Origin of the sequence: Sphingobium sp. C100 (assembly GCF_000508185.1) — a bacterium.
Taxonomy (GTDB): domain Bacteria; phylum Pseudomonadota; class Alphaproteobacteria; order Sphingomonadales; family Sphingomonadaceae; genus Sphingobium.
Window position 1 is genome coordinate 18,316 of sequence record NZ_AYOY01000179.1, and the last position, 8,744, is coordinate 27,059.

An 8,744-nucleotide genomic window follows, 5' to 3' on the forward strand; every position below is an offset into this window, starting at 1 on the left:
ATCGCATGAATCGTAACGACGCCCAAAAGACTCCAGCGACCTTCCAAGTCAAATCCTTCGGCTGCCAGATGAACGTCTATGATGGCGAACGCATGGCCGAGATGTTGGGCACGCGCGGCATGACCGCCGCGACGGATGGCGCCGCGGCCGACCTCGTCATCCTCAACACCTGCCACATCCGCGAAAAGGCGGTGGACAAGGTTTATTCCGACATCGGCCGTCTGACCCGCGAGGATGGCAGCCGCCCGATGATCGCCGTGGCCGGCTGCGTCGCTCAGGCGGAAGGCAGCGAAATCCAGCGCCGCGCCCGCAATGTCGATATTGTCGTCGGCCCGCAGGCCTATCATCGCCTGCCCGACCTGATCGACCGGGCCGGGCGGGGCGAAGAGGCGGTCGACACCGACATGCCGCTGGCGTCGAAGTTTGCCGCCCTGCCCGCGCGCACGAAACAGGCGCGGCCCACCGCTTTCCTGACCATCATGGAAGGCTGCGACAAATTTTGCACCTATTGCGTGGTGCCCTATACGCGCGGCGCGGAAATCAGCCGCTCGTGGAACGCGATCATTGACGAGGCGAAGGCGCTGGTCGATGGCGGCGCGCGTGAGATCACGCTGCTGGGCCAGAATGTCAACGCCTGGACCGGTGAGGACGACAAGGGCCGCGCGCAGGGCATGGACGGACTGGTCCGCGAGCTGGCGAAAATACCAGACCTCAAGCGCCTTCGCTACACCACCAGCCATCCCAATGACATGAGCGACGGCCTGATCGCCACCCATGGTGAGGTCGACAAGCTGATGCCCTTCCTGCACCTGCCGGTGCAATCGGGCAACAACCGTATCCTCAAGGCGATGAACCGCAGCCATGACGCAGAATCCTATCTGCGCATCATCGACAGGGTCCGCATGGCGCGACCCGACATCGCAGTGTCGGGCGACTTCATCGTCGGCTTCCCCGGCGAAACCGATGCGGAGTTCGAGGACACTTTGAAGATCGTCGAGCAAGTGCGTTATGCGCAATGCTATTCCTTCAAATATAGCCCGCGCCCCGGTACTCCCGCCGCCGAGATGGACGGGCAGATTCCGCTCACGGTCATGGATGAACGGCTGGCCCGCCTCCAGGCGCTGCTCAACCGGCAGCAGGCGGATTTCAACACCGCGACCGTGGGCCGCACCACCGACATTTTGCTGGAGCGCAAGGGCCGTCATCCCGGCCAGCTCATCGGCAAATCGCCCTGGCTCCAGTCGGTCGTCGTGACCGCGCCGGACCTGTCCATTGGCGACATGATCGACGTCGACATCATCAGCGCCGGCCCGAACAGCCTGGCCGGCGAACTCAGCAGGAGGAAGGCCGCTTGAACCAAAGCCTCGTCAGTCCCGCCTATGTGGGAACGCATCTCCCCGACAACGGGCCGCCCGATGGCCGATTGAAGTGGATGACAGACGAGGGAGGCTGCTGAATGTCGAAGAAACCCAACCACAATAGCCGCGCCGAAGCCACCGAGCGCGCCCGGCTCGAAGTCACTTTCGACCGGCCGCATCTGCTAGGCGCCTTGTTCGGCCAATATGACCAGAATCTGGTCGCGATCGAAAACCGCCTCGGCGTCTATATCGCCGCGCGCGGCAACAAGCTCCAGATCGAGGGCGAGGCCGAAGCCGCCGCCCGCGCCCGCGACGTGATGACCGGCCTCTACAACCGCATCGTGGCGGGGCAGGAAATCGACTCCGGCGCGGTCGAGGCGGTGATCGCCATGTCGTCCGAACCCACGCTCGACGGCATCATTCGCCATGACGTCGCCGAACCGCCCAAGGTGATGATCCGCACGCGCAAGAAGACCATCGTGCCGCGCTCGGCCACGCAGGTCACCTATATTGAGGCGCTGAACCGCAACGACATCATCTTCGCGCTCGGCCCGGCAGGCACGGGCAAGACCTATCTGGCGGTGGCGCAAGCGGTCAGCCAGCTCATCACCGGCAGCGTCGATCGGCTGATATTGTCGCGCCCGGCGGTGGAAGCGGGGGAAAAGCTGGGCTTCCTGCCCGGCGACATGAAGGAGAAGGTCGATCCCTATCTCCGTCCGATCTACGATGCGCTGCACGACACGCTGCCGGCCGAGCAGGTCGAACGGCGGATCGCGTCGGGCGAGATCGAGATCGCGCCACTCGCCTTCATGCGTGGCCGGACCCTGGCCAACGCCTTCATCGTGCTGGACGAAGCGCAGAACACCACCATCGCACAGATGAAGATGTTCCTCACCCGCTTTGGCGAAGGCAGCCGCATGGTCGTTTGCGGCGATCCCAAGCAGGTCGACCTGCCGCAACCGGGCATTTCAGGACTCGCCGATGCGGTCGCGCGGCTCGACGGTGTGGACGGCATCGCGATGGTGCCCTTCGGCATTGGCGACGTCGTTCGCCATCCGGTCGTGGGCCGCATCGTCCAGGCCTATGAAGGGCCGGACGCCTGAATTTCGGGGAATATTAACATGATTGAAGTCGCCCTTCTCCGCGAAGATGGCTGGCCTGGCGAAGATTGGGAGTCGCTCGCCCAGCGCGCCGTCAGCACCGCCATCGCGCACAGTCCCTATGCCGCTTTCGCGACCGATGCGGCGCTCTATGAAGTCGCGGTAAAGTTGACCAGCGACACAGAGGTCCAGTCCCTCAACCGCGCCTATCGCGACAAGGACAGGCCGACCAACGTGCTGTCCTTCCCGATGGTCCAGCATGATCTTCTGGAAGGCACCGGCAACACCGACGATGGCGAAGTGCTGTTGGGCGACATCGTGCTGGCGGAGGGCGTCTGCGCTGCCGAAGCCGCGGAAAAAGGCATATCGATTGCCGATCATGCCACGCATCTGATCGTCCACGGGACTTTTCATTTGCTTGGATATGACCATATGGACGACAATGAGGCGGAAGCCATGGAGGCGCTCGAAATCACGGCGCTCGCCAGCTTGGGCCTTTCCGATCCCTATGGGGATCGTGCAACTGGGGACTAGGAATATATATGGCTGAGGGCAGCCCGAAGGACAGCGCCGGTTCGAAAGAAGCGGACAGTAATAGCGAGGGTGGTTTATGGAGCGGTATCAAGTCGCTCCTGTTTGGCGAGAATGGTGAAACCAGCCTCCGCAAGGAACTGGAGGAAGCGCTCGACGAATATGACGAGGATGAGCAGGAAGACAATCGCGCCGCGCCGGTAAAGGGTGACCTTTCAGCGATCGAGCGGCAGATGGTCCGCAACCTGCTGCATTTTTCCGAACATACGGTCGACGACGTCGCGGTTCCGCGCTCGGACATCGTGGCGATCGAGGAAAAGGCGAGCTTCGCCGAACTCGCTGCCCTTTTCGCGGAAGCGGGCCATAGCCGCATTCCCGTCTATCGCGAAAATCTCGATACGATTGTGGGCATGATCCATATCCGCGACGCCTTCGCCATCCTGGCGGGCAAGACGCCGATGCCCGACAGTCTGGAACCGCTGATCCGCCAGCCCCTCTACGTGCCTGAGAGCATGGGTGCGCTGGACCTGCTGGCCGAAATGCGCGCCAAGCGCACCCACCTGGCCATCGTGCTCGACGAATATTCCGGGACCGAAGGCCTTCTGACCTTCGAGGATCTGGTCGAGGAAATCGTCGGCGACGTCGAGGATGAGCATGACGACGCCCCCGAAGCGATGCTGGTCCCGCTTGAAGGCGGCCTCTGGGATGCCGACGCCCGCGCCGAACTGGACGATGTCGCCGAAGAGATCGATCCGAAGCTGGGTGATGTGGAGGAGGATGTGGACACGCTGGGCGGCCTGGCCTTCGTCCTGGCGGGCCGCGTGCCGGAAACCGGCGAAATATTGGAACATAGCGAAAGCGGCTGGAAGCTCGAGATCATGGCGAGCGACAGCCGCCGCGTAACCCGCCTGCGCCTGCACCCCCCCGTGGCGCGGGAAGAAGAAGAGGAATAGCGGCTGAGGCGCGGCGCTTGGCCTCGTCCTGATCCCTCCGCTCCGACGAGGCAATGATTCCTGACAATCGCGAAATGTTAACGGCCATCTTCTAGATTGGCGGAAACAAGGCGCGCAGGTCACGCCGACATCGATCGAGGCTCATGCGGAACGAGCGGACCCAATTTGGCGGCAGGGCGCGCGCGGACATGTTGTTCGCCGCGCCGTGGAGCGTGCCTGAAAAACTGCTGCTCGCCGCCATCGTCGCAGCGACCCTGTTCTTCGCCGCCGTGACGCCGCCCTTTCAGGCCCCGGACGAAAACCAGCATTATATGAAGGCCCTGTCGTTGACGCAGGGCGATCTGCTGACTCGGCAGCAGGACGACGCGATCGGCACTGACCTGCCCCGCGCCGCGCTCGCCATTCATGCTGTGGATTTCCCGACCGATGTCCCGGCCACGCCACGCCGCTTCGCGCCCGATCAACTGACGAACAGCTGGTCGGCCGACGATAAGCGTCCCGGCACCGCCTTTGCCGACTTTCCCAACGTCGCCAGCTATGCGCCCAGCCTCTATGCGCCGGGCGCGGCCGGCCTTGCGCTGGGCCAGTCCCTTGGCCTGCCGGCGCTCGGCGCCTTCTACACGGGTCGATTGGTCAATGCGCTTGCCGGCATCATCCTCCTGATCGCCGCGCTGCGCCTACTGCCATTCGGGCGCAATGCGTTGCTCGCCACCGCCCTGCTGCCGACTTTCGCCTATCAGACGGGATCGCTCTCGCCCGACGCGGTCATCAACGGCTTCGGCTTTCTGGGCCTCGCCATCGCGCTGCGCGTCGGCTTCATGGGCGCAGCGCCCGCGCGCACAGCCGCCCTGCTCGTGACCGGGCCGCTGCTGGCGCTGTGCAAGGGGGTCTATCTGCCGCTCATGGCGGCCGGCCTGCGCTGGCCGCAAACACGCGGCGACATGCGGTCATGGCTCATCCTTGGCGCCATGGCATTTGGGGTGTTCGCCTTCATCGGCTGGATGCACTATTCCGGCGGCAGCCAGGCGCTCTATCATATCCAGTCGCGCAGGACCGGCGAAACGATGATGACCGCGCCGCTGCGCGACCAGCTCGCCATCGTCCTTGCCGACCCCGTCGCTTATGCCCACATCCTCCTGTCCAGCGTGATCGAGCGCGCTCCGGTCTATGCCTTGCAGATCGTGGGGCGGTTCGGCTGGAATGCCATCCTGCTGCCCCTGCTCGCCTATCCGCTGGCCGCGCTGATGCTGGGCGCGGGGGTCGCCAGCGGTTCGGGCGCGCGGTTCGGGATCGCGCAGCGCCTCTGGTGGCTCGTGGTCGCCGCCGGCGTCGCGCTGCTGATCGAAACCGCCATGTATCTGACCGGCACGCCGCTGGGCGCCGACTATGTCCAGGGGACGCAGGGCCGTTATTTCCTGCCCGTCCTGCCTTTGCTGCTGCTCGCTCTTTCGCCGGCCGATCCGGTGCGCGGCGCCCAGCGACTGCTGGGTATCACCGGGATCGCATTATTGCTGATCGCCGCCGTGACGGTCTTCGACAGTTTCTGGGTCCATGGCTTCATCACCAGCGACGGGATGCCGCCGCATGACGGCATCGCCCGCGCGCTGTTGTTGCCCTCCCCGCGCTGGTAGCCAGACGCCACAGAAAGCGAGCCAGCCCGCCCCCTCGATCCAGCCTGCCATGACGTCGCTCGGCCAATGCACGCCCAGCCAGACCCGGCTGACCCCGATCAAGGCAATAGCGCCACCGGCTGCCCAATATCCGCCACGCCGTCCCGCCAGCATCGCCAGCGCCCCGAACAACATCATATTGCCCGCCGAATGGCCGCTCGGGAAACTATAGGTGTGGACGATGTCGAGATGCGGCAGCAGATCCGGGCGCGGTGCGGCGAAAATCTGCTTGAGCGCCAGATTAAGCAAAGTGCCGCCCGCCATCGTCACGGCCAGCCACAACGCGGCGGCACGTCTGCCCATCGTCATGAAGGGCAGCACGACCACGGCCAGCAATGCCAGCCGACCCGCCGTCCCCCCGATCGCCGATGCCAGCCGCATCGCCGTGGTGACATGTTGACCGATCCCACCTTCGCGCGCAGTGCCGGCCCACTGCATCAACCCGACATTCAGCCCATCGAGCCACCCTGCCCGCTGCGCCAGCGCGATCAGCAAAACGCAAAAAAGCGCGAGAGCCAAAGCCCCCGCGCCTTTTGCCGGTCCTGTCCTTCGATCAGATATGAAGCGCGCGCCCATAAGCGGCCAGCACGCTTTCATGCATCGATTCCGAAATAGTGGGATGCGGGAACACCGTGTGCATCAATTCCGCCTCGGTCGTCTCCAACGTCTTGCCGATCGTGTAGCCCTGGATCATCTCCGTGACTTCCGCGCCGATCATATGGGCGCCCAGCAACTCGCCGGTCTTGGCGTCGAACACCGTCTTGGTGAAGCCTTCCGCCTCGCCCAGCGCGATCGCCTTGCCATTGCCGATGAAGGGGAACATGCCCACCTTCACCTCATAACCGGCTTCCTTCGCCTTGGCCTCGGTCAGGCCCACAGAAGCAATCTGCGGATGACAATAGGTGCACCCCGGAATGTTGCGCACATCCATGGCATGGGGATGCACATCCTTGTTCCCCAGCGCCTGCGCGATCGATTCCGCGACGATGACGCCTTCATGGCTCGCCTTGTGCGCCAGCCATGGCGGCGCGGTGACGTCGCCGATCGCCCACATGCCATCGACATTGGTGCGGCCATAGGCATCGGTCTTGATATGATAGCGCTGGTCCGGTTCGACGCCGACATCTTCCAGCCCCAGATTCTCGACATTGGGGACGATGCCGATCGCGACGATGACATGGCTATATTCAGCCGTCACGTCCTTGCCGTCCTTGCCCTTGATCGTGGCGGTCACGCCCTTGTCGCCCGTCGCGATCTTTTCGATCTTGGCGCCGGTCATGACGGTCATGCCCTGCTTCTTGACCGCCTTTTCCAGGAAAGCGGACACATCGGCATCCTCGACCGGAACGATGCGATCCATCATCTCGACCACGGTCACGTCAGCGCCCATGTCGTTGTAGAAGCTGGCGAACTCGATACCGATCGCGCCTGAACCGACGACCAGCAGCTTGGTCGGCATTTCCGGCGGCGTCATGGCATGGCGATAGGTCCACACCCGCTTGCCGTCCGCCTTCAGGTTAGGCAGGTCGCGGGCGCGGGCGCCGGTGGCGATGATGATATGCTTGGCCGTCAGTTCCTCGGTCTTGCCGTCCCTGGTCACGGACAGCTTGCCCTTGGCCACCAGCTTGCCGTCGCCCATATGGACGCTGATCTTGTTCTTCTTCATCAGGTGCGTGACGCCCTGGTTCAGCTGCTTGGCGACGCCGCGCGAACGCTTGACCACCGCCTCGATATCGGCGCTGATCTTCTCTGCCGCCAGGCCATAATCCTTGGCGTGCTGCATATAGTGGAAGATTTCAGCCGACCGCAGCAGCGCCTTGGTCGGGATGCAGCCCCAGTTGAGGCAGATGCCGCCCAGATTTTCGCGCTCGACGATCGCGGTCTTCAGTCCCAGCTGGGCGCAACGGATCGCGGCCACATAGCCGCCGGGGCCGGAGCCCAGCACGATGACATCGTAATTCTCAGCCATGGTCAGTCTCTCTAATCTTATTCCGCCAGCGGCGGCACGGAACGGGGCTGGCGATCCTCTCCGATCGCCACGAAGGTGAAGGTCGCGCGGGTCACGCGATAGCTGCGATCGTCATGGCGGGTCCGGCGCCATGCCTCCACGTCGATTTTCATCGACGTGCGCCCGACGGATTTCAGGGTCGCGAACACCGACACTTCATCGCCGACCACGACCGGGCGCAGGAACGTCATGCCCTCCACCGCGATGGTCACGGCGCGGCCATGGCTGTGCCGGGCGGCAACGGAACCGGCGGCCGAATCCATCAGGCTCATCAACCAGCCGCCGAATATATCCCCATAGGGATTGGTATCGGCCGGCATGGCGATGACGCGAACCGCCGGGCTGTGCTCCGGCGGCTGCTCTTCGACATGGCCCATCAGGCGAGCATACCGATCGGGTTTTCGACCAGCTGCTTGAACAACTGCATCAGGCGCGCGCCGTCCGCGCCATCGATTGCGCGATGGTCGAAGCTGCCGGTCGCCGACATGACGGTTGCGATCTGAAGCGAGTCATCGACCACGAACGGCCGCTTCTCGCCAGCGCCGATCGCCATGATCATCGCCTGGGGCGGGTTGATGACGGCTTCGAACTGCTTGATGCCGAACATGCCCATGTTGGACAGCGATGCGGTGCCGCCCTGATATTCCTCGGGCTTCAGCTTGCCTTCCTTGGCGCGGGTGGCAAGGTCTTTCATCGCGGTCGAAATGGCGGCGACGCCCTTGCCGCCGGCATCGGCGATGATCGGGGTGATGAGGCCGCCGGGGATGGAGACGGCGACGCTGATGTCGGCCCGCTTGAACTGGAGCATCTGGTCGCCGGCGAACTGCACATTGCATTCAGGCACTTCGATCAACGCGACGCCAAGCGCCTTGATCAGCATGTCGTTGACCGACAGCTTGACGTTGCGGCTGGCCAGCCCGGCGTTCAGCTCGCCGCGCAGCTTCAGCAGCTTGTCGAGCTGAATATCCACCGTCAGGTAGATATGCGGCACCTGCTGTTTGGATTCCGTCAGGCGGCGCGCGATCGTCTTGCGCATACCGCTCAGCTTGACGACCTCGTGCGGGATGCCGAAATCCTGCGCGGCGGCAGCGACCGGAGCTGGCGATGCGGCGGCGGGCGCCGGC

Annotated in this window: 8 protein-coding genes and 1 pseudogene; 5 read left to right on the forward strand and 4 right to left on the reverse strand. The window is 64.0% G+C overall.

Going from position 1 to position 8,744, the window contains the following annotated elements:
- Positions 1 to 5: 5 nt before the first annotated feature.
- From miaB to C100_RS49220, 5 genes are all read left to right on the forward strand, one after another.
- Positions 6 to 1,355, forward strand: a complete 1,350-nt coding sequence (gene miaB / locus C100_RS42620) for a tRNA (N6-isopentenyl adenosine(37)-C2)-methylthiotransferase MiaB (protein WP_024021254.1) — start codon at positions 6 to 8, stop codon at positions 1,353 to 1,355.
- Positions 1,356 to 1,456: 101 nt separating this feature from the next.
- Positions 1,457 to 2,461 carry a PhoH family protein gene (locus C100_RS42625; protein WP_024021255.1) on the forward strand — a complete coding sequence of 335 codons (1,005 nt, stop codon included), beginning with the start codon at positions 1,457 to 1,459 and terminating at the stop codon, positions 2,459 to 2,461.
- 18 nt (positions 2,462 to 2,479) lie between these two features.
- The gene (gene ybeY / locus C100_RS42630; RefSeq protein WP_024021256.1) at positions 2,480 to 2,992 is read left to right on the forward strand and encodes an rRNA maturation RNase YbeY; all 513 of its coding nucleotides are present in this window, start codon (positions 2,480 to 2,482) and stop codon (positions 2,990 to 2,992) included.
- Positions 2,993 to 3,000: 8 nt separating this feature from the next.
- Complete coding sequence (locus C100_RS42635) at positions 3,001 to 3,942, forward strand: hemolysin family protein (RefSeq protein ID WP_024021257.1); 942 nt, start codon at positions 3,001 to 3,003, stop codon at positions 3,940 to 3,942.
- A 143-nt stretch (positions 3,943 to 4,085) separates the two neighbouring features.
- Positions 4,086 to 5,573 (forward strand): DUF2142 domain-containing protein, encoded by a 1,488-nt coding sequence (locus tag C100_RS49220; protein ID WP_024021258.1) that lies wholly within the window; start codon positions 4,086 to 4,088, stop codon positions 5,571 to 5,573.
- 51 nt (positions 5,574 to 5,624) lie between these two features.
- On the opposite strand, the pseudogene C100_RS48030 reads toward C100_RS49220, so the two are convergent.
- From C100_RS48030 to C100_RS42655, 4 genes and pseudogenes are all read right to left on the reverse strand, one after another.
- Positions 5,625 to 6,209, reverse strand: a pseudogene (locus C100_RS48030) (phosphatase PAP2 family protein); the annotation flags it as partial.
- Positions 6,166 to 7,581 carry a dihydrolipoyl dehydrogenase gene (lpdA, locus tag C100_RS42645; RefSeq protein WP_024021260.1) on the reverse strand — a complete coding sequence of 472 codons (1,416 nt, stop codon included), beginning with the start codon at positions 7,579 to 7,581 and terminating at the stop codon, positions 6,166 to 6,168. The pseudogene C100_RS48030 and the gene lpdA, both read right to left, overlap by 44 nt.
- 17 nt (positions 7,582 to 7,598) lie before the next feature.
- A complete protein-coding gene (locus tag C100_RS42650; RefSeq protein ID WP_024021261.1) occupies positions 7,599 to 7,997 on the reverse strand; it encodes an acyl-CoA thioesterase in 399 nt (132 codons plus the stop codon).
- On the reverse strand, positions 7,997 to 8,744 hold a 748-nt coding region (locus C100_RS42655), incomplete at its 5' end, for a 2-oxo acid dehydrogenase subunit E2 (protein WP_024021262.1). The genes C100_RS42650 and C100_RS42655, both read right to left, overlap by 1 nt.

Bases quoted from the DNA above. Each gene is read 5' to 3' on its own strand.
- miaB (WP_024021254.1), top strand. From the start codon at position 6: ATGAATCGTAACGACGCCCAAAAGACTCCAGCGACCTTCCAAGTCAAA.
- C100_RS42625 (WP_024021255.1), top strand. From the start codon at position 1,457: ATGTCGAAGAAACCCAACCACAATAGCCGCGCCGAAGCCACCGAGCGC.
- ybeY (WP_024021256.1), top strand. From the start codon at position 2,480: ATGATTGAAGTCGCCCTTCTCCGCGAAGATGGCTGGCCTGGCGAAGAT.
- C100_RS42635 (WP_024021257.1), top strand. From the start codon at position 3,001: ATGGCTGAGGGCAGCCCGAAGGACAGCGCCGGTTCGAAAGAAGCGGAC.
- C100_RS49220 (WP_024021258.1), top strand. From the start codon at position 4,086: ATGCGGAACGAGCGGACCCAATTTGGCGGCAGGGCGCGCGCGGACATG.
- lpdA (WP_024021260.1), bottom strand. From the start codon at position 7,581: ATGGCTGAGAATTACGATGTCATCGTGCTGGGCTCCGGCCCCGGCGGC.
- C100_RS42650 (WP_024021261.1), bottom strand. From the start codon at position 7,997: ATGGGCCATGTCGAAGAGCAGCCGCCGGAGCACAGCCCGGCGGTTCGC.